Source organism: Streptococcus sp. 477, from assembly GCF_013277295.1.
GTDB classification, from domain to species: domain Bacteria; phylum Bacillota; class Bacilli; order Lactobacillales; family Streptococcaceae; genus Streptococcus; species Streptococcus pseudopneumoniae.
The window spans coordinates 1-20,596 of sequence record NZ_VMMQ01000071.1; the positions used below are offsets into that span (position 1 = coordinate 1).

Sequence of the window (20,596 nt, forward strand, 5' to 3'; positions counted from 1 at the left end):
GTGCTTTGAGCAACCTACGGCTAGCTTCCTAGTTTGCTCTTTGATTTTCATTGAGTACAAGTCAACAAAACAGCCCCGTCTTCGGAGCTGTTTTTCTCTATGCTTTCTTTTGAGATTAAAACTCAATGAAAATCAGACCAGAAGGCTAGGAAAATGCATAACTTGAGTTAGCTCCCATAGTTCGGGGAACTATGGGAGGTTGGAGATGAATCAAAGCCAAGCTTTGAACTCATTCGTAAGAAGCCGACGACGTATCATTTTGATTTTTGAAGAGTTTTAGAAATACTACGATTTTTACCTTCCAGATACACCATCAAAATAGAAATATCTGCTGGGTTTACTCCCGAAATACGGCTGGCTTGACCGATGGTTTCTGGATTGATGAGTTTGAACTTCTGACGAGCTTCGGTTGCGATAGAATCAATGTCATCCCAATCAATATTGGCTGGAATGCGTTTTTCTTCCATACGTTTCATCTTAGCAACCTGGTCCATGGCTTTGGAAATATAGCCTTCGTACTTGATTTCTGTTTCAATCAATTCGATAATCTTGTCATCCAAGTCCTCTGCAGCTGGTCCGATGAAGGCCACCACATCTTGGTAAGAAACTTCTGGACGGCGAAGGAACTCCTTGGCTGTCACTGCATCTGTCAACGGCTTGAAGCCCATCTCCTCAACCTTGGCATTGGTTTCCTTGACTGGCTTGAGTTTGATGCTGTCTAGGCGTTTCATCTCATTTTCAAATTGATTTTTCTTGATTTCAAAGCGAGTCCAGCGTTCATCATCCACAAGACCAATCTCACGGCCCATCTCAGTCAAACGCATATCAGCATTGTCATGGCGGAGAATGAGGCGGTATTCAGCACGACTGGTCAAAAGGCGATAAGGCTCAATCGTTCCCTTGGTCACCAAGTCATCAATCATCACCCCGATATAACCGTCACTGCGCTTCAAAATCAACTCAGGTTTACCTTGGATTTTCAGAGCCGCATTGATCCCAGCGATAATCCCTTGGCCTGCTGCCTCTTCATAACCTGACGTTCCATTAGTCTGACCAGCAGTGAAAAGTCCGGAGATTTTCTTGGTTTCCAGAGTCGCACGCAACTGGTGTGGCAAGACCATATCGTACTCGATGGCATAACCTGTTCGCATCATCTCTGCATTTTCCAAACCTTTGATAGAATGAACCAGCTCACGTTGCACATCTTCAGGTAAACTGGTTGAGAGGCCTTGGACATAGACTTCCTCTGTATTGCGCCCTTCTGGCTCTAGGAAAAGTTGGTGGCGTTCCTTGTCTGCAAAGCGCACAATCTTGTCCTCAATCGACGGACAGTAACGAGGGCCCACTCCCTTGACCACACCTGTAAACATAGGCGCACGGTGGAGGTTGTTTTGGATAATCTCATGACTGGTACCATTGGTATAGGTCAACCAGCATGGCACTTGATCCTTGACATAGTCCTCATCACGTGAAGTATATGAGAAGTGATTTGGCGCTTCGTCTCCTGGCTGAATCTCTGTCACATCATAATTGATAGAAGAAGCCTTGACACGTGGAGGCGTCCCTGTCTTGAAACGACCAATTTCGAGTCCCAGTTCCTTGAGATTATCAGCAAGGTTAATAGAAGCTAGGCTGTGGTTAGGGCCTGATGAGTACTTGAGATCTCCGATGATAATTTCCCCACGAAGGGCCGTCCCTGTCGTCACGATAACAGCCTTAGCAGCATATTCTTGATGGGTAGCTGTACGCACACCGACAACCTTGCCGTCTTCCACTAAAATCTCATCAATCATGGTTTGACGAAGGGTCAGATTTTCTTGATTTTCAACCGTCTTGCGCATTTCCTTAGAGTAAAGTTCCTTATCAGCCTGCGCACGAAGGGCACGGACGGCTGGCCCCTTCCCTGTGTTAAGCATCTTCATCTGGATGTAAGTCTTGTCAATGGTTTTGGCCATCTCGCCACCGAGGGCATCGACTTCACGCACGACAATCCCCTTGGCAGAACCACCGATAGAGGGATTACAAGGCATGAAAGCCAGCATTTCAATATTGATGGTCGCAAGCAGGACCTTACAGCCCATACGGCTAGCGGCCAAGGAAGCCTCAACCCCAGCGTGTCCCGCACCAATTACAATAATATCGTATTCTTCAGTAAAATGATAAGTCATGTTTCTCTCCTATTCCTCAAGATGAATGTGTCTTAGTTGGCCTTCCCAATCTGGTAGGGCTGTTTTTAAAAAGGCTGGAACTAGCTGGATATTCTGGAGCTTATCCAAGTCAATCCACTCACAGGGCTGCCTTTTCTCATCTTCCTGCATGGTCAACGGGGCATCTTCAAGCAAATCCACCAGATAATGAAACTCGATATTGTGATAGGAAACGCCGTCCACTTCAAAACGATTTTCAACCACAAAAGCTAGCTGCCCAGCTTGAGATTTAACACCCAGTTCTTCCTTCACTTCACGGACTACCGCGTCTTCCGTTTTTTCGTTAACTTGAATCGCACCGCCGATAATGTAATACTTGCCCTTGTCTTTGGTGACTAGAAGCTTGCGATTTTGAAGAATCAAAGCTGTCGCCCGAACACCAAAAACCGTATTGTCTACTTTTGTCCGAAAGTCTTGTTGAGTCATTTTTGTCCTTTCCTCTAAACGACACAAAAACAGTCAAAACTCCAAAGAAGTGCAGGACAAAAAAGCCTGCAACATCCATGAGCTTTGACCATCATTTCTATTGCTTTTATTATTGTAGCAAATTGAGAAAATTTGTCAATCTAAATGTACTGACAAACTTGTCCATCACGGTAAGCATTGTCAATCAAACCACCACCGAGACACTCTTCGCCATCGTAAAAGACAACTGCCTGTCCTGGTGTGATAGCGCGTTGCGGTTCCGCAAAGATGACCTCTGCCTTGTCTCCTTTAACATGTACTGTCACCTTAGAATCAGGCTGACGATAGCGGAATTTGGCCGTACATTCGAGCGTAAACTCCTCTGGCATGTCACGAGTAAAGTGAACCTGACTGGCCTCAAGGCTAGTTGACATGAGCGAGTCATGGTAGAAGCCTTGTCCTACATAGAGAATATTCTTGCTTAAGTCTTTTCCAACAACGAACCAAGGGGCATTGTCACCACCGTGTTGCCCACCGATACCGAGTCCGCCACGCTGACCAATCGTATAGTACATAAGGCCTGCATGCTCGCCCATATCACGTCCATCCACAGTCATCATGCGACCAGGCTGAGCTGGCAGATAGTTGCTGAGAAAGTTTTTAAAGTTCTTTTCTCCGATAAAGCAAATCCCTGTCGAGTCTTTCTTCTTAGCAGTCGCAAGGCCTGCTTTTTCTGCTAGTTCTCGCACTTCCGGCTTTTCCAAATGTCCCAGTGGGAACATAGTTTTTTGAAGTTGTTCTTGCGACAGTTGGCTGAGGAAATAAGTCTGATCCTTGCCATTGTCCACGCCACGAAGCATATGAACAGTACCATCTTCATCACGCGCCACTCGGGCATAATGCCCAGTCGCTACATAGTCTGCCCCCAAGGTCATGGCATAGTCCAAAAAGGCCTTGAACTTGATTTCCTTGTTGCACATAACATCTGGATTTGGCGTGCGTCCTGCACGGTATTCCGCTAGGAAATACTCAAAAACGCGGTCCCAGTACTCTTTTTCAAAATTGACAGAGTAGTAGGGAATGCCAATCTGGTCTGCTACCGCAGCCACATCCTTATAATCTTCGGTCGCCGTACAGACTCCGTTTTCATCTGTGTCATCCCAGTTCTTCATGAAGATACCGATCACATCGTAGCCCTGCTCCTTGAGAAGAAGAGCCGTCACCGACGAATCGACACCACCACTCATCCCCACGACAACACGTGTTTTAGAGTTATCACTCATGGTAAGTCTCCCATCTATTCGTTTATTCACGATTGAAGGTCGTGTGTGCTTCACGATTGAAGGTCGCTTGAGCAGTATTCATTATAACATGCTTGGTTAGAGAAGACAAGAAAGAGGCTGATAATCTGCCAACCACTGGTTTTACTGATAAAAACTTTAGTCATCATCGTCTCTATAAAAATATTTTCTATACACTCTTGATAATACCAAAATTAATGCCAATATCATACCAAGAGCTATAATAATAGAACTTATTAGATTTATTTTAGTATATCCAATCACTAGTCCAATAATTGGACTAGTAGACATGCTTAGATATAATAAAAATGACAAAAAATGAATTTCACCAATTCCAGCAAAAAAATGTTTCATTTTAAATATCCCAATTTTACCTTTCGTCTTAATAATCCACTAACAACTCTATTGACTTCTCTTTTTTTTGAAAAATCTCGATAGCAAATTTGCTCCACTTAATGCCACTAAAATTTCAATAGGCAAAAAATAGTAATCCCATATCAAATGAGAAATCAGCAATGTTAGAAATAGTATACAGTCAATATAACTATTCTGAAAATACTCTGTAATTACATAATACAGAAATGCCACAACCACTGCAATTAAAACAACCATCATAATACTATTATCCTGTCCTTCTCACTAACTCTATTTCCAAAATTTCATTTTTGGGGGACTTAGTAACGCAATTCCAATTAGCAATACACCTAATATAAATAAAAGTATTTCCCAAAATTTATTCTCAGTTTTAATAAAGATACCATATCTATCTCATTTCTTATTTTTAAATAATTCATACTCTTTTTCTCTGATAAAAGGAAGTGAGAAATTAGAAAAAATTAGTAGAATCGAAAACAGATATCCGTCTTTTTGTATCACTAAAACATAACTTAAAAATATATAGACCATCAAATCTAGTGCAAAAAGAGAAAATATCTTCCTTTTCATCATCTCACTTGAATTAAAGATTCTGTTTAATAGAAACTTTATCGTAGTATCTACACAAATTTTTATCAAAAAGATAAGAGCAAATACACGATTAGCAACTGTACCATGAAGAATAAATGGAAATATAGTTAATATAAAACTAGAAATCTCTAAATATTTTATCCAAGGAGATTGAGACATCTTACTTTTAAACTGACTGATTTTCCTATATTCACTAGCTAATCTAGTATCAAAATCTCTACCAATTTTATTAAAGATTAAGAACTCCAGGATAAAAATACTGGTTAATACGATATAAGTAGAAACCTTTCCTGGGAAATATTTATTGATTAAAATTGGAAAACTAATTAACAGAGTCGAGTTTATAGCCAAACAAATGGATACTATTTTATTCTTCACAGAATATAGAGGTAGCGATACTATTGAATAGAGAAACGCTAAAAAAAGAAGCAAGAAATACCCCGTGTTACTGATTATCGACTTAAATGACAAAAATATATACATCCAACACACGATAATATGTATTTTTCGAATCTTATCTACATTACTCATGCTTCTTCCTCTTATCTTTGGTTCCATTTTTAAACTATATCAACCTTTTTCACAACTTTATTTCGACTTTCTTTTTTACTTTTTACATTGCTATGATACAATATTTTTAACAAGATTTTATTGTTTGTTAACTTTTTTCACGGAAAGGAGAAAATCATGCGTTATGATTTCGGAAAGGTCTATAAAGAAATACGTGAGTCAAAGGGGCTGACCCAAGAAGAGGTCTGTGGGGGTGTTCTCTCAAGAACCAGCCTATCAAAAATCGAAAGCGGTAAGACAACCCCAAAATATGAAAATATGGAATTTCTTCTCCGTCAAATCAATATGAGTTTTGAAGAATTTGAATATATCTGTCAACTTTATCAACCAAGTCAACGCACAGAGATTATGCAAACCTATCTCAATATGCGTTCCATTATCGGGACCAGCGATCTTGTCAATTTATTTCAAAAATGCCAAGACTACCTCAAGACCCACCACGATCTCCCTATAGAAGAAATCAGAGATATGCTTGAAGTTGTCATTTATATCCGTCAACACGGGGCAGGTGAACTATCAGATCACGCAGAACAGGTTGTCAAAAAACTTTGGAGAAAAATTGAAAAACAAGATACATGGTATGAGAGTGATCTAAAAATCCTCAATACCATTCTTTTCAGTTTTCCCATTGAATACCTCCATCTCATCACTGGAAAAATATTGCAACGCCTAGAAGTCTATAAAAACTATCAACATTTATATGACTTGCGAATGACAATTCTATTAAACCTTTCCACACTCTATCTATACACTCAAGATAAAAACATGTGTAAGCAAATCTGCTACACTTTACTAGAGGACGCCAAGAATAAGAAAAGCTACGATAGGCTGGCTATCTGCTATGTCCGTATTGGGATTTGTACAGATAATGCTAAACTTATCCAAAAAGGGTTCTCCCTTCTGGAGCTAACCGAGGAAACTTCTATACTGTCTCATCTCGAAAAAGAAGTAGAGATCTATTACCAAGCGAAGGAAAGATAAAAAAGCCGAGGGATTTCCTCGACTCTTTACATATTATTTGTTCGTTAGTTCTTAATACCAGCCATTGTTAATCCCGAAGTTTTTAGCTCTGCCAAGCCACATAGTTTGCTTACTACTACGTGTCCATGTCACCATGAATCGCCGAACGGTTTAACGAGAAAGTATAGTAGATTGAAACAAGATGTGAACAAATCGATTAGGAAAGTCAAATTAATTTCTAGAAATATTTTAACAGTCATAACGGACTATTCCAGATTCAATCTACTATATTACTTTTACGTTTATCCCAACTCAATTATGACATTTTTTCAAAAGTCAATATATCTCACTTTTTTAACGACAAGAAAGAGGCTGTCAATAGACCAACCTCTTATTCTGAACCTATCAATCTATCACTTTCTAGCTTCATTCGCTTTCTTAGCAACTGCAATCTGGTATTTCACTTGGTCAAATCCTGTACCTCCCAAGGAATTTCGTCTTTGAACAGCAGTTTTAGGTTGCAAGTAGACATAAATATCCTCGACAATGAGGGAATGATAGGTTTGCAATTCCTCCAAAGTCCAATCTTGAATATTTTTAGCAGACTTGATAGAGTCTAACACTAATCTTCCCACAACCTCATGAGCTTCTCTAAATGGCAAACCTTTCCCTGCCAAATAATCTGCCAACTCAGTCGCATTTGAAAAGTCCTTCTCTGTAGACTCTTGCATTTTTTCCTTGTTTACCTGCAAGCTGGATAACATACCTGCCAACACATCGAGGGAATTTAAAATCGTTTCGACCGTATCAAACATTCCTTCCTTATCCTCTTGCAAATCCTTATTATAAGCTAAGGGCAAGGACTTCATGACTGTCAATAGTCCAAACAGATTCCCATAAACTCTACCAGTCTTTCCTCGAATCAACTCAGCCATATCTGGATTTTTCTTTTGGGGCATAATAGAGGAACCTGTTGTAAACGTATCTGACAAGGTAATGAATTGGTACTCAAAGCTACACCAATTGATCATTTCTTCGCAAAAACGGCTCATATGCATCATGAGTATGCTGGCATTTGATAGAAATTCTAAGATAAAATCGCGGTCACTAACAGCATCCAAAGAATTTGTATAAGGTTGCTTAAACTCCAGCAAATCGCTAGACAATTGGCGATCAATGGGGAAAGTCGTCCCTGCCAAAGCTGCCGCACCTAGAGGGCATAGATCTGTATGCTTCTGGTTAAATCCAAAACGTTCACTGTCTCTTTGAAACATATTGTAGTAAGCCATCAGATGATGGGCAAAACTAATAGGCTGGGCATGTTGCAGATGGGTATAGCCCGGCATAATCGTCTCCACATGATTTTCCGCCAAGTCTAATAAAACACCCTTGAGATGAGCCAGTTTATCTAGGACATGACCTAGTTGCTCCTTGAGATACAAGTGCATATCTGTCGCAACTTGGTCATTTCGAGAACGAGCTGTATGTAGCTTCCCTGCAAGGGGACCAATTTTTTCTGTCAGTAACACTTCCATATTCATATGAATATCTTCGTTTCCGATATCAAAGTCAAGTTGGCCTGCCTCTAGCTCTTCTAAAAGCTCTTTCAAGCCTTCTTGAATCTTTTCTGACTCATTCAAACTCAAAATGCCCGTCTGACCCAACATCTGAACGTGGGCTAAGGAACCAATCACATCAAATTTTGCTAATTTCTGGTCAAAAGATATACTCGCACCAAAGCGCTCTACCCAGTCTTCGACAGTACCTTCAAAGCGACCACCCCATAATTTTGTATTCTTAGTCATATCACATCCACCTCTCTATCCAATCGCCCTATTTGGCGCTTTTTTGAACCTCAGAATAAACCTTGGTTGGAAGTCCCCACAACTTAATAAAGCCAACAGCCGCATCTTGGTCAAAGGTATCTGCACTGGTATACGTCGCCAAATTTTCATCGTAAAGAGAATTTGGTGATTTCCGAGCCACGACCTGAGCGCTCCCCTTATAGAGTTTAACTTTTGCAGTCCCATTGACAACTTTTTGAGTTTCTTTAATATAAGCAATCAAGGCTTGCGTAGCCGGACTAAACCACAAAGCATTATAAATGAGATTTGATAATTCATTTTCTATAATTGGTTTAAAATGAGCTACTTCTCTCACAAGCGTCAAGTCCTCAATTTCCTTATGAGCTGTCAGCAGGGTCACTGCCCCTGGGCACTCATAGATTTCTCTTGATTTAATCCCAACCAAACGATTTTCCACGTGATCAATCCGTCCGACCCCATGTTTCCCAGCTATTTCATTGAGTTTTTGAATCAAATCTGCCAATTTTAACCCTTCTCCATTAAGGGAAACTGGAACGCCTTCACTAAACTCAATATCAATGTACTCTGGCGTATCTGGAGCTTGCTCTGGAGAAGTTGTGATACCAAAGGCTTCTTCTGGAGCCTGATTCCATGGATTTTCCAAAATACCACACTCATTGGCACGTCCCCAAAGATTTTGGTCGACAGAGTAGGGATTGTCAAGGTCAGCAGGAACAGGCACCCCATTTTCCTTGGCATAATGAATTTCTTCCTCCCGAGACCATTTCCATTCACGAACTGGCGCAATCACTTTTAAATTGGGATCCAAGGCTGCAATCGATACTTCAAAACGTACTTGGTCATTCCCCTTACCTGTACAACCATGAGCAATTGTAGTCGCTCCTGTCTGATGCGCGATTTCAACCAATTTTTTAGAAATAAGAGGGCGGCTCAAGGCAGATACCAAGGGGTACTTTTGTTCATAGTAGGCATGTGACTGAAGAGCCACTAGCACATAATCTGTAGCAAATTCGTCCTTAACATCAATGACATAAGATTCGACTGCCCCAACCTGGAGAGCCTTATCATGGATGAAATCTAAGTCTTTCCCTTCACCCACATCCATACAAACTGCAACAACATCATAGTCTTTCTTTAGCCAGGTAATAGCAACTGATGTGTCTAAACCGCCAGAATAGGCTAAAATTACTTTTTCTTTACTCATGTTCTTTTCCTTCTTTCTATTTTTCAATGGATGCTTTAAAGGCATCCTCAATGAGTTTGTCTAATTCCCCAGACTCCTTCAACTTTTGAATGGTTTTATCGACTGCCTCTTTCAATTCCTTGCTATCTTTTTTCATGGCTACCGCGTAGGAATCATCTTGCTCTTTTTCAAAATTGAGGTCTGCGATTGCTAAATCAGGATTATTTTCCACAAATCCCTTGGAAACAGGTTCTTCAAAGATGACGGCATCCACTTGTCCTGATTTTAAATCTGTGATTAAATTCCCATTTTTAGGTAGAGATACAAGGGAAGAATTTTGTAGCAAATCTTTCGCCATCGTCTCTTGAATCGAACCTTTCTGCGCTCCGACCTTTTTCTGCGCCAAGTCGTTTACAGACTGATAAGTGGCTAAATCAGATTTTTTGACAATGAGTTTATTTTTTGCAGTATAGTAGGGAATTGAAAAGTCAAACACCTTGCTCCGTTCATCTGTCTTAGAAACACCTGATATGGCAAGGTCAGCTTTTCCTGATTGAACACTAGCCAGTACATTGTCAAAACTCATGGGAGATAGTTCCAATTCGACACCTAATTCTGTTGCGATAGCCTTGGCTAATTCGATATCTGAACCCACAATCTGATTTTTCCCATCAACTACTTTTTGGTATTCAAATGGAGCAAAATCTGGATTGAGGGCTACAACCAATTTTCCTTTGGACTTGATGGCTTCAATTCCAGCCGATTGATTGTTACTACAAGCAAATAGTAGGGGGAGCATCACTAAACCAAACATCGTCATCAACACCTTCTTCATCTTATTCATAACAAAGCCTCCTTTATGTTTATTCCTTTTGTTTGTATAAATAATACACCTATCCTCATCCTTTGTCAACCCTAAATTGTAATTTTTTTCAATTTAAAACAGAAAAACCTAGGAAAGTTACATAAAAATGTCATTCCTAGGCGTATTTATGCTATTCCTCTCTGGAAAATATGAGTATTCAGTCAGTCAAAAGGAGCTGAACGAACTCATTTTCCCTCGCCCAATTCAATGATACGATGACATTGTTGGGCTACATAAGCATCGTGGGTCACAATAATGACTGTTTTCCCCTCTCGATTCATCTCTAAGAGAAACTTCAAGACCAAATCTCTATTTTCAGGATCCAGCGAACCTGTCGGTTCATCGGCTAAAATCAGCTGGCTGGGTTTTAAGATGGCTCTAGCAACTGCAATTCGTTGTTGCTCCCCACCAGACAACTCGGAGACCTTTTGATGCAAAGTAGCTGACAAACCTACCCTCTCTAAAATCTCTTCCACCTTTTTGAGCTTGTCTTTCTTGGACAATTTCACATATTTCAGCGCCAGCATGAGATTGTACTCGACCGTTTCATCATCAATCAGGGCAAAATTTTGAAATAGATAAGAGATATGTTCACGGATTATTGTTTGTGACTTAGCAGAATTGACCGCTAGATTTGTCTGACCAAAAATCTCATACCGTCCGCTGTAATCACCATCTATCAAACCTAATAAATTTAACAAGGTCGACTTACCACTACCACTCTTGCCAACAATAGCTACCAAATCCCCCTGATCAATCCTGAGAGACAAGTGATCCAAAATCACTTTTCCCCCAATGGTTTTGGTAATATTTTCCAACTCAATCATAAGATGCCCCCTTTCAATAACTCTACTAGACTTCTTTTCTCCATCCTAGAAGCCAAGCCTAGCACAAATAGTATATCCAGACATGTAAAGCCTGCAAACAGCAGAAATGGCAAGAACGCATGGGCAAAGAAAATCAAGACTAGAAGAGGCAGACTATAGCCCAGCAAGAGCAGAACGAGGAGAGGACGGTAGCGATCGACCAGTTTCCACCCCATAAACTTCTTGGTAATGATATCCCTGCGCTTCAACAAGAAAGTAATAACGAGTAAAAAGTAGGAGACAATCATACTGAGAAGAGCAAATAAGGCAAAAAGAACGTTAAAATTACGAACAGAATCCCGATAGGTATCAACTATCCCCTCTTGAATGGCTTGAATAGATGAAAATTTTAAATAATTTCCATCTGACAATTTCTCAACTAACTCTGTAATCTCTTTTTGATGTTGAACCGTATTTTCAATTTTAATCGGATTATTTAAGCCAGTTGTTGACAGGGAGGCTTTCTCATCCCACATCATATCAGAATCATTGACCAAGCTAATAATTGGATTGGAGAGATTTTCCTTTCGCTTATCACTATATGGGAAAAATGACCAATCTCCTTCATAATAGGCAATCTCGACATCCATCTCCTCTATCGTTCGTTTTTGCTGCTCTTCATACTTCATCGAATGAAAGGCAATTAACTTCCCCAAGAGCTGATTTTTATCTTCTTCACCTTTCGTACTTGCTGGCATCAAAATAACTTTTTTAATACCGGTATCTGGTAGCTTGAATCCCTTGCTCTTTAGAAAATTGCGATTGGCATAGTAAACATCCACCGTATCTGTTAACTGATATTGCTGAAGCTGTTCTGATTGGACAAAATTTTTTACAGGAAGACTGCTACTCTGCACATAGCCCGCCTGCGTTTTTTCTACCAAATCCTGATAAAATCGATAGAAATAATCTGTAGATTTCCCTGACCCTGCTAGCTCTTCTTGCCACAGATTATCATTGAGTTTGAAGGTTTCTAAGGTCAGGTAATTGCCTTGGCTTACCCACTGTTGCTGATAAGCAAGTTCTTTGTTTTCTTGTTCTAGACTTCTACCTACCCCAATCAGTAAGGCCGTCAGTAAAATAGTTGTCCCTATTTTCATCACATAATTGAAGATGAGACCAAGTTTGACAGATGAAAAACCTTTCAACATGGAGCTGACTGTCATTTTCTGAATCATCAGGTAGGTCAGCCAACTGATGAACAAATACAACTGTAAAAGCAGAAATTGGGATAAGAGTAAACTTGGGAACAGAAGTTTTGGTCTGTAGTCCAGCACTAAAAATAGTCCCAAGTCAATGATAAGACTTCCACCCAAGAGAAGATAAAAATTAGTCTTTACAAAACCAGCTAAAATCGCTCTACTTTGGAAACCAAGTAACTTTTGAACCCCCACTCGTTTCATCTCCATCATCGGCTGATAAACTGTCATTAAAATCACAAGCAAGATTGCCAAGATAAAGATAATGATAGATAGTAACAACTCTTGATTTAGCACTCCAACCTGACTTCGGTAAGTGGGTTCTAATAAAATCGTCTTATCTATCTGGAAAAAATCACTCCACTTTTGTAGAATGGTATCGCGATCTATCTCTTTGCTGGAGGTAATCATGTAGCGCCCATTTACAGTATGGGATTTATCCTCAATATAGGATTGGAAGGTCTGGAGTCGAATGAGTTTCACCTTTAAAAAGGTGGGAATGGTTCCTAGATTATTGGGAAGATCCTGGTTGCTGTAGACCCCCTTCTCATTCTTTGAAAAATCAAGAGAAGTCAGACCGAACTCCTGATAGGGGAAGGTTTCCTTATTAAAAACACCAGCCTTGACGGCTTCATCGCCATTATCTACTTTGATAATAGAGACCTTGTCTTGATTTGCAACCTCTTCAAAAAATTGGAGAATCGTTTCTGTCGGTTTAGTGACATCTTTCAAGTACAAGTCAAATGAATAGGTTGTCTTGCCCATCTCCTGAATCCGCACTATTTCACGTGTAACATTTACATTCAGGACAAAAAACGTAGTACACAGCAAGAGCAAGAGCATACAAAGATGACTGATTTTTTTCATAGAGATACCTCCCGTGAAGAGACGAAAGCGAGATAGGTGCAGGTACTTTTCATTTTTTACTAAATTTTAAGTAGGTGTAAATAAATCCTGCACTTATAGCCAGAGTTGTCCACCATTTAAAATCAATATGCAAAAGTGAAAAGATTATAAAACTGATGATTAGCGAGGCTAAAATATAAACAATGATTAAAATTTTATTTTTCATAGGAATTGCCTTTCTGAATGGATTCTAGTATTCACAGCTTATTTGCAAAGTTTACAATAAACAACTAGGGCAATTGTCAATCAGAATGTTCTTTTATCTGTCAATAATCCTAGAAAACCTTGTCGTTTCAAGTCTGAGAAATGTTTGGTTGAAAGACTTCCCTTTTGAAGTCCATCATCTCTAACCTGTAAATAATAGCTATGTTGGCTTGTTTTAATTGTCAAAAAATCGCCAAATACAAAAGCTCTTTTCCAGTTACGAATCTCAAATTCTTTCATCTCTGATTTTGGAATGCGGATAAGTCCTTGTCGCAAATCACGATGGTGCTCACTTGTGAAAGTCATCCCATTCCCAAGATTTCTTATCAGTAGTTCATCTGGAGTCACCATCACCAGCGCTATTTTAGTTAAGAAAATTTCAACTGTTGGTGGTAAAATCGCCAAATTAAACCAAGGATGTAGGTAGCGATACGCTAAGAAATACTGAGGCTCCTCACCCAATCCTAGTTGTTTATATAAGGCCTTGACCTCACTATCTAACCTCGCTTCAAAAGACACATCCGAATGCGCTTCTTCCTTCTTCTGATTAAAATAACGCATCCAGACTAGAAAACCTATAAAGACTATAATAAATATTCCTGATAAGAGATATTTTACATTGTAGTTCATCACTTAACCTCCTGATTCACTACTCCGCCCAAAACAGAGGCCTATTTATTTTGAAAATAGTTCCATAACAACTTTAAATAAGACTGGTAATATTGTATCAAGCTAGAATTCTTTCTTTTCTAGCTGCATCATAATTCTTTGCTGAATACAAAGTTAAGGGCACTGTATTTGTTAACGCTTACACAATCCCTACTTTACCTATATTATAAATCAACATATATAACCTGTCAAGCAATTAAAGAAAAATATTAAATATTTTCAAGTAGTTTCAGTCTTGAATACAATCAAGTTGAAAGGAATACCGTGTGGTTTTTGAATTTTTGAAGTTTCATAGGTCAGTTTGTTGGATAATGTTATAAGAAAATTCATGCTCATCAATAGAAGGCTTAATTCCCCTACAATTACCTGTTTACCTCTGTTATACATTTTAATTTTCTTTAGTCAGCGCAACATCTTTTTATTTTTTGCTGGATTTTAAGTCTGCAAAATAATACTAAACGAAACTAAAATGAATACTCCTTGCTTTTCTTGAGAGTGAAAAAATACAATAAAATGATTGTAGTGATTACCACAAGATACTGACTAATAGACATCGTATTTGAAGCAACAAATACAGGTAAGGAATAAAAAGGAAGAAGTTCAATCGCTTTGATAAACAAATCATTACTAGTATTCATCATAATCGTATTTAATATATTAGGGACAAAGAGTAGTAAAGCTACTAAAATACCAAATACCAAGCCACTTTTCAATTTATATAAATAGAAAATGTAAGATAATAGAAAATAAAATAGGACTAATAAAATTGTATTGACTACAATGGCTACAATAAAATCTAATCCTAAATCACCTGGAACACCCAATTTACTTACGATGACTAGTAACACAATACCATTCAAAGCATAGATAATGGAAACTGAGATGGCATATAGAAAATTGGACAAGACGTAAATCATCCGATTTTTCTGTTGATTATAAAATAAACTGATCGTATTGTGGGAAAAATCCCTGCTAATAATTCGGTTAGCATGTATAACAGCCATTAACATACCGAGCATAGCATAAAAATTTGAAATATGCTTAATACCAAGTGATGTCCCTTGAGTCCTTAGAATAAAGAATGTAACCAATATCGGCGGTATAAACGAGATAATCAAACCGAGATATATTACGCCTGATGAATATAAATCCCTTATATTTTCCTTAAGAAAATTCAATTTATTTAATTTCATGATTATAACCTTCCTTTATTTTGAACGATTTAGATAAATATCTTTAAGCGTCTCTTTTTTAGTTTCAAAATCAACTACTTTAATAGAGTTTTCGTTAAAAAATTTAAAAAGCTCACTACTTTGAATATTCCCAGACATCGTAATTCTCAGTCCTTCTTCCTGAACAATATCCCCAAATTCTTGTTTGGTAATGAAAATGTCTTTATCTGTAACTGATGAAAAAGTTATCTCAAACAAGTAATTGTGACTATCTTTTCCTACTTTTTGGAATGTCAAAAGTCCGTTCTCCAAGAAAAGAACTCTCTCACAAATTTCTTCAATGTCTTCTAATTTATGACTCGATATTAAAATTCCCACATTTTCATGTAAAGCTAATTTTTTTAGAACCGCTAAAACTATTTGTGACGATTCAATATCTAAACCATTAGTCGGCTCATCTAAAATCAATATATCAGGTTCCGTAACAAGAGTTAGAAGCAAAGCTAATTTTTGTTTTGTACCCAAAGAATAGGTCTTTACTTTTTTATTAATAGACTGAGTCAAATCTAACTCTTGGATCAAACTTCCAAATCTTTCTTGATTGTAGTCAATACCATATAATTTTGACAAATATTTTAAATTCTCTAAACCTGTTTTAGATAAAAATAATTTTGGTTCTTCGATTAAATACCCAACATTATCACTACTTATAATATTCCCTGAAGTCGGTTGATTATTCTGAACAAGAATTTTCATCAACGTACTCTTACCAACTCCATTTCTCCCTACTAGACCAACAATTTCACCCTTGTTAAGTGCAAAATTTATATCTTTGAGAATGATTGAATGACCATAATGCTTACTTACATTTATAACTTCCATTTTTTATTCCTCCCTGTATTTTGTATCTACAGTATACCTCTTCTTTACTCTGTTTTAAAATTAGTTAACTTTTTTCACACATTATTTTAGTTTTCTTTTTTACTATTCCTGTTACTATGATACAATATTTTTAATTGGATTTTATTATTTGTTAACTTTTTTCACGAAAAGGAGAAAATCATGCGTTATGATTTCGGAAAGGTCTATAAAGAAATACGTGAGTCAAAAGGCTTAACCCAAGAAGAGGTCTGTGGGAATGTCCTCTCAAGAACTAGCCTATCAAAGATTGAAAGTGGCAAGGCAACTCCAAAATATGAAAATATGGAATTTCTTCTCCGTCAAATCAATATGAGTTTTGAAGAGTTTGACTACATCTGCCATCTCTATCAACCGAGCCAACGAACAGAAATCATGCAAACTTATCTCAATATGACTTCTATAATTGGTAGTAGTAGTCTAGTTCATTTTTTTGAAACATGCCAAGACTATCTCAAAACCCACTACGACCTGCCTATAGAAGAAATAAGGGATATGCTGGAAATTGTCATTCATATCCGTCAACATGGTACAGAGCAACTGTCAGACCAAGTAAAACAGACTATCACAAAACTTTGGGAAAAAATTGAAAAACAAGATACATGGTATGAGAGTGACCTGAAAATCCTCAATACCATTCTTTTCAGTTTTCCCATTGAACACCTCCATCTCATCACTGGAAAAATCTTGCAACGCTTGGAAATCTATAAAAACTATCAACATTTATATGACTTGCGAATGACAATCCTACTCAACCTTTCCACACTCTATCTATACAATCAAGATAAAAACATATGCCAACAAATCTGCGATACTTTACTAGAGGATGCCAAGAAAAAGAAAAAATATGATAGCTTGGCTATCGCCTATGTCCGTATCGGGATTTGTAGGGATGATGCGAAACTTATCCAAAAAGGTTTCTCACTTCTGGAGCTGATCGATGAAACTTCTATGCTGTCCTACCTCAAAAAAGAAGTAGAGATCTATTCTCAACCGAAGGAAATATAAAAAAGTCGAGGGATTTCCTCGACCTTTTCATATTATTCTGTTCGTTAGTTCTTAATACCAGCCATTGTTAAGCCAGAAGTTTTTAGCAGCAGTCCATGAACCGTAACGTCCTGCAACATAGGCATCTGCTACACGTTCTTGGTTTTCAGCTGAGTAGTCACCGTTCAAGTATGAATCTGTCAATTGGTAACGTCCGATGTAACGTCCATTTGTAGCTGTGTAGCTACCGCCTGATTCTTTTTGAGCGATCCATTCTTTAGCTTCTGCTTCAGATCCGCTGACAGTTGAAGCAACTGTTTCTTCTGCTACTGTTTCACTTACTACTGGAGTTTCTTCTGCTACTTCTGTAGTTTCTGTCACTGTAGCTGAAACAGCCTCATCTTGAGCTGCTGGAGCTGCATAAGTCGTTGGCGCTGGTGTTGAAGCAGGCGCTACAGGGCCATCAATAACCAACTCTTGACCAACATAAATCAAATGAATGTTTTCAATGTGGTTGTTTTCTGCTAATTTCTCAACAGTTGTGTTGTGAGTTTCAGCGATTTCTGAAAGTGTATCACCTTCTTTAACAGTGTAAGTTGATGATTCTTGAGCAGATACAAATGATGGAGCAAATACTGCAAACAAGGCAGCTACTCCTGCAAGAGTTGTTTTAATCTTTTTAGTTGTTGATTTCATATTTGAAAATTCTCCTTCTTTCTATAGTTCTATCATACCCTTTAAATATTACCGTTTCTTGACACTTTTATGTAGAAATATTACAAAATTATTTTTTATTTCCCTAAATAAGGTGTTTTTTGTCATAAAAGATACTATTTTTATGCTATTTGAGGTATTAGAAAGGTTTTCATCTACAATTAAAGCCAAGCCCCTCATTCTTTGATATAATAGAGATAAGAATTTTTATAAGGGGAAACTGATGAAATCACTTCGTTTTCAATCTGTCTTTGATATCATCGGACCAGTTATGATTGGCCCATCTAGTAGCCATACCGCTGGAGCTGTTCGTATTGGGAAGATTGTCTCTTCCATTTTTGATGATACTCCGACAGAAGTCGAATTCCAACTATTTAACTCATTTGCCAAGACCTATCGTGGTCACGGGACAGACCTAGCCCTTGTTGCAGGTATTTTAGGCATGGATACAGATGATCCTGAAATCCCAAACAGCCTGGAAATTGCCCACAAGCGCGGCATCAAGATTGTCTGGACCATTCAGAAAGACAGCAATGCCCCTCACCCAAACACCACTAAAATTACCGTCAAAAATACTCACAAAACCATCAGCGTGACTGGTATTTCTATCGGTGGAGGAAATATTCAGGTCACCGAACTTAATGGCTTTGCCGTCTCTCTCAATATGAATACACCGACTATCATTATCGTTCATCAAGATATTCCAGGCATGATTGCCCTCGTAACAGAGGCACTTTCACGCTATGGTATCAATATCGCCCAGATGAACGTTACTCGTGAAAAAGCTGGTGAAAAAGCCATTATGATTATCGAAGTCGATAGTCGCAACTGTGATGAGGCTATCGAAGAAATTCGAAAAATCCCTCATCTCCACAATGTCAATTTCTTTAAATAGGAGGAAGCATGTTTTATTCTATCAAAGAATTGGTCGAGCAAGCTGATCTGGACTTTCAAGGAAATGTCGCAGAACTCATGATTACAACAGAGTTTGAATTGACCGGTCGCGAACGTGAAGAAGTCTTCCTTCTCATGGAACGCAATCTGGAAGTCATGAAAGCCTCTGTCCAACTTGGCCTCAATGAAAATAAATCTCGTAGTGGCCTGACAGGTGGAGATGCTGCCAAATTGGATCACTACATCAAAAACGAAAAAACTTTATCAGATTACACGATTCTCTCTGCTGCCCGAAATGCTATCGCAGTCAATGAACACAATGCTAAAATGGGCTTGGTCTGCGCTACTCCTACCGCAGGAAGTGCTGGTTGTCTCCCTTCCGTTCTCACTGCTGCTATTGAAAAATTAGACCTCAGCCACGAGCAACAATTGGATTTCCTCTTTGCTGCTGGTGCCTTTGGACTAGTCATCGCAAACAATGCCTCCATCTCAGGTGCTGAGGGTGGGTGTCAAGCTGAAGTTGGTTCAGCCTCTGCTATGAGTGCTGCCGCCTTGACTCTGGCTGCAGGTGGAACACCTTATCAGGCCAGTCAAGCTATTGCCTTTGTCATTAAAAATATGCTAGGCCTCATCTGTGACCCTGTTGCAGGTTTGGTCGAAGTTCCCTGTGTCAAACGTAATGCCATGGGAGCTAGCTTTGCTTTCATCGCAGCAGACATGGCCTTGGCAGGTATCGAATCTAAAATCCCTGTGGATGAAGTGATCGATGCCATGTACCAAGTAGGAGCAAGCATGCCAACTGCCTTTCGTGAAACAGCTGAAGGTGGACTCGCTACCACCCCTACTGGTCGTCGCCTCCAAAAAGAAATTTTCGGAGAATAAGTTTATCAAATAGGAGAAACCATGACCTCTATCACAGCGATTTTTTTCGATCTGGATGGAACCCTCGTCGACAGTTCTATCGGAATTCACAATGCCTTTACCCATACCTTTAAGGAGCTGGGGGTGCCTAGCCCTGATGCCAAAACGATTCGTGGTTTTATGGGACCGCCCCTCGAAAGTAGTTTTGCGACCTGCCTGCCCAAAGAACAAATCGCTGAGGCTGTGCAGATATATCGTTCTTACTACAAGGCAAAAGGCATCTATGAAGCTCAACTATTTCCTCAGATTGTAGACTTGCTTGAGGAGTTATCAAGCAGTTATCCACTCTACATCACCACGACAAAAAATACTCCAATCGCTCAAGACATGACTAAAAACTTGGGAATCCATCATTTCTTTGATGGCATTTATGGTTCCAGCCCTGAAGCACCCCATAAGGCAGACGTTATTCGCCAAGCCTTGCAGACACATCAACTAGCCCCTCAACAAGCCATCATCATCGGAGATACCAAGTTTGATATGCTGGGAGCTCAAGAAACAGGCATTCAGAAATTGGCCGTCACTTGGGGATTTGGAGAACAAGCAGATTTGCTACACTATCAACCTGATTATATAGCCCACAAACCCATAGAAGTTTTGGAGTATTTTCAATAACATAGACTGGGCGACAACTCCATTTCAGAAGAAAATGAAGTAATACTCAATGAAAATCAAAGAGCAAACTAAGAAACTAGCCTCAGGCTGCTCAAAACACTGTTTTGAGGTTGTGGATAGAACTGACGAAGTCAGCTCAAAACACTGTTTTGAGGTTGTGGATAGAACTGACGAAGTCAGTAACCATACCTACGGCAAGGCGACGTTGACGTGGTTTGAAGAGATTTTCGAAGAGTATGAGTTTATTT

At 38.9% G+C, this 20,596-nt stretch carries 21 protein-coding genes; 6 read left to right on the forward strand and 15 right to left on the reverse strand.

Translation table 11 applies throughout. The features are described from left to right. Nucleotides 1–254: 254 nt before the first annotated feature. The 6 genes from mnmG to HT691_RS08405 form a co-directional block, all read right to left on the reverse strand. Nucleotides 255–2,168: a tRNA uridine-5-carboxymethylaminomethyl(34) synthesis enzyme MnmG gene (gene mnmG / locus HT691_RS08390; RefSeq protein WP_000220961.1), complete on the reverse strand. Its 1,914-nt coding sequence runs from the start codon at nucleotides 2,166–2,168 to the stop codon at nucleotides 255–257. Nucleotides 2,169–2,177: 9 nt separating this feature from the next. After that, nucleotides 2,178–2,633: an NUDIX hydrolase gene (locus HT691_RS08395; protein WP_000193612.1), complete on the reverse strand. Its 456-nt coding sequence runs from the start codon at nucleotides 2,631–2,633 to the stop codon at nucleotides 2,178–2,180. Nucleotides 2,634–2,773: 140 nt separating this feature from the next. Further along, nucleotides 2,774–3,895: a tRNA 2-thiouridine(34) synthase MnmA gene (gene mnmA / locus HT691_RS08400; RefSeq protein ID WP_023935516.1), complete on the reverse strand. Its 1,122-nt coding sequence runs from the start codon at nucleotides 3,893–3,895 to the stop codon at nucleotides 2,774–2,776. Nucleotides 3,896–4,051: 156 nt separating this feature from the next. Next, nucleotides 4,052–4,267 (reverse strand): hypothetical protein, encoded by a 216-nt coding sequence (locus HT691_RS11365; protein ID WP_023932438.1) that lies wholly within the window; start codon nucleotides 4,265–4,267, stop codon nucleotides 4,052–4,054. A 48-nt stretch (nucleotides 4,268–4,315) separates the two neighbouring features. Further along, nucleotides 4,316–4,528: a hypothetical protein gene (locus tag HT691_RS11370; RefSeq protein WP_000989848.1), complete on the reverse strand. Its 213-nt coding sequence runs from the start codon at nucleotides 4,526–4,528 to the stop codon at nucleotides 4,316–4,318. 153 nt (nucleotides 4,529–4,681) lie between these two features. Next, the gene (locus HT691_RS08405) at nucleotides 4,682–5,410 is read right to left on the reverse strand and encodes a hypothetical protein (protein ID WP_023932433.1); all 729 of its coding nucleotides are present in this window, start codon (nucleotides 5,408–5,410) and stop codon (nucleotides 4,682–4,684) included. A 156-nt stretch (nucleotides 5,411–5,566) separates the two neighbouring features. On the opposite strand from HT691_RS08405, the gene HT691_RS08410 reads away from it, so the two are divergent. Continuing rightward, nucleotides 5,567–6,430 carry a helix-turn-helix transcriptional regulator gene (locus tag HT691_RS08410; RefSeq protein ID WP_050223626.1) on the forward strand — a complete coding sequence of 288 codons (864 nt, stop codon included), beginning with the start codon at nucleotides 5,567–5,569 and terminating at the stop codon, nucleotides 6,428–6,430. A gap of 392 nt (nucleotides 6,431–6,822) precedes the next feature. On the opposite strand, the gene argH is transcribed toward HT691_RS08410, so the two are convergent. From argH to HT691_RS08450, 8 genes are all read right to left on the reverse strand, one after another. Next, nucleotides 6,823–8,214, reverse strand: a complete 1,392-nt coding sequence (gene argH, locus HT691_RS08415; RefSeq protein WP_023935514.1) for an argininosuccinate lyase — start codon at nucleotides 8,212–8,214, stop codon at nucleotides 6,823–6,825. A gap of 28 nt (nucleotides 8,215–8,242) precedes the next feature. After that, the gene (locus tag HT691_RS08420) at nucleotides 8,243–9,439 is read right to left on the reverse strand and encodes an argininosuccinate synthase (protein ID WP_031233439.1); all 1,197 of its coding nucleotides are present in this window, start codon (nucleotides 9,437–9,439) and stop codon (nucleotides 8,243–8,245) included. A gap of 16 nt (nucleotides 9,440–9,455) precedes the next feature. Then, nucleotides 9,456–10,262, reverse strand: a complete 807-nt coding sequence (locus tag HT691_RS08425; RefSeq protein ID WP_031233438.1) for an ABC transporter substrate-binding protein — start codon at nucleotides 10,260–10,262, stop codon at nucleotides 9,456–9,458. Nucleotides 10,263–10,468: 206 nt separating this feature from the next. Next, on the reverse strand, nucleotides 10,469–11,110 hold the full coding sequence (locus HT691_RS08430; RefSeq protein WP_000571036.1) for an ABC transporter ATP-binding protein: 642 nt from the start codon (nucleotides 11,108–11,110) through the stop codon (nucleotides 10,469–10,471). Next, nucleotides 11,107–13,215, reverse strand: a complete 2,109-nt coding sequence (locus tag HT691_RS08435) for a bacteriocin-associated integral membrane family protein (protein ID WP_138706258.1) — start codon at nucleotides 13,213–13,215, stop codon at nucleotides 11,107–11,109. The genes HT691_RS08430 and HT691_RS08435 overlap by 4 nt, the downstream gene beginning before the upstream one ends. Nucleotides 13,216–13,500: 285 nt before the next feature. Continuing rightward, a complete protein-coding gene (locus HT691_RS08440) occupies nucleotides 13,501–14,088 on the reverse strand; it encodes a hypothetical protein (RefSeq protein ID WP_023935506.1) in 588 nt (195 codons plus the stop codon). 503 nt (nucleotides 14,089–14,591) lie between these two features. Then, the gene (locus HT691_RS08445; RefSeq protein WP_023935504.1) at nucleotides 14,592–15,320 is read right to left on the reverse strand and encodes an ABC transporter permease; all 729 of its coding nucleotides are present in this window, start codon (nucleotides 15,318–15,320) and stop codon (nucleotides 14,592–14,594) included. Nucleotides 15,321–15,335: 15 nt separating this feature from the next. Then, entirely contained in the window at nucleotides 15,336–16,181 is an 846-nt protein-coding gene (locus tag HT691_RS08450) for an ABC transporter ATP-binding protein (protein ID WP_023935502.1), read from the reverse strand. Between the two features lie 180 nt (nucleotides 16,182–16,361). Here HT691_RS08450 and HT691_RS08455 point away from each other — a divergent pair, with 180 nt between their 5' ends. After that, nucleotides 16,362–17,225, forward strand: a complete 864-nt coding sequence (locus HT691_RS08455) for a helix-turn-helix transcriptional regulator (RefSeq protein ID WP_138699720.1) — start codon at nucleotides 16,362–16,364, stop codon at nucleotides 17,223–17,225. Nucleotides 17,226–17,276: 51 nt separating this feature from the next. On the opposite strand, the gene HT691_RS08460 is transcribed toward HT691_RS08455, so the two are convergent. Further along, the gene (locus HT691_RS08460) at nucleotides 17,277–17,900 is read right to left on the reverse strand and encodes a LysM domain-containing protein (RefSeq protein ID WP_023934467.1); all 624 of its coding nucleotides are present in this window, start codon (nucleotides 17,898–17,900) and stop codon (nucleotides 17,277–17,279) included. Nucleotides 17,901–18,141: 241 nt separating this feature from the next. On the opposite strand from HT691_RS08460, the gene sdaAB reads away from it, so the two are divergent. The 4 genes from sdaAB to HT691_RS08480 all read left to right on the forward strand — a co-directional run. Beyond that, on the forward strand, nucleotides 18,142–18,813 hold the full coding sequence (gene sdaAB / locus HT691_RS08465) for an L-serine ammonia-lyase, iron-sulfur-dependent subunit beta (RefSeq protein WP_020899976.1): 672 nt from the start codon (nucleotides 18,142–18,144) through the stop codon (nucleotides 18,811–18,813). 8 nt (nucleotides 18,814–18,821) lie between these two features. Further along, nucleotides 18,822–19,694, forward strand: a complete 873-nt coding sequence (gene sdaAA / locus HT691_RS08470; protein ID WP_000500040.1) for an L-serine ammonia-lyase, iron-sulfur-dependent, subunit alpha — start codon at nucleotides 18,822–18,824, stop codon at nucleotides 19,692–19,694. Between the two features lie 21 nt (nucleotides 19,695–19,715). Continuing rightward, nucleotides 19,716–20,348 carry an HAD family hydrolase gene (locus HT691_RS08475; protein ID WP_138706259.1) on the forward strand — a complete coding sequence of 211 codons (633 nt, stop codon included), beginning with the start codon at nucleotides 19,716–19,718 and terminating at the stop codon, nucleotides 20,346–20,348. 49 nt (nucleotides 20,349–20,397) lie between these two features. After that, the coding region (locus tag HT691_RS08480) for a hypothetical protein (RefSeq protein ID WP_172925327.1) at nucleotides 20,398–20,596 on the forward strand (199 nt) is incomplete at its 3' end.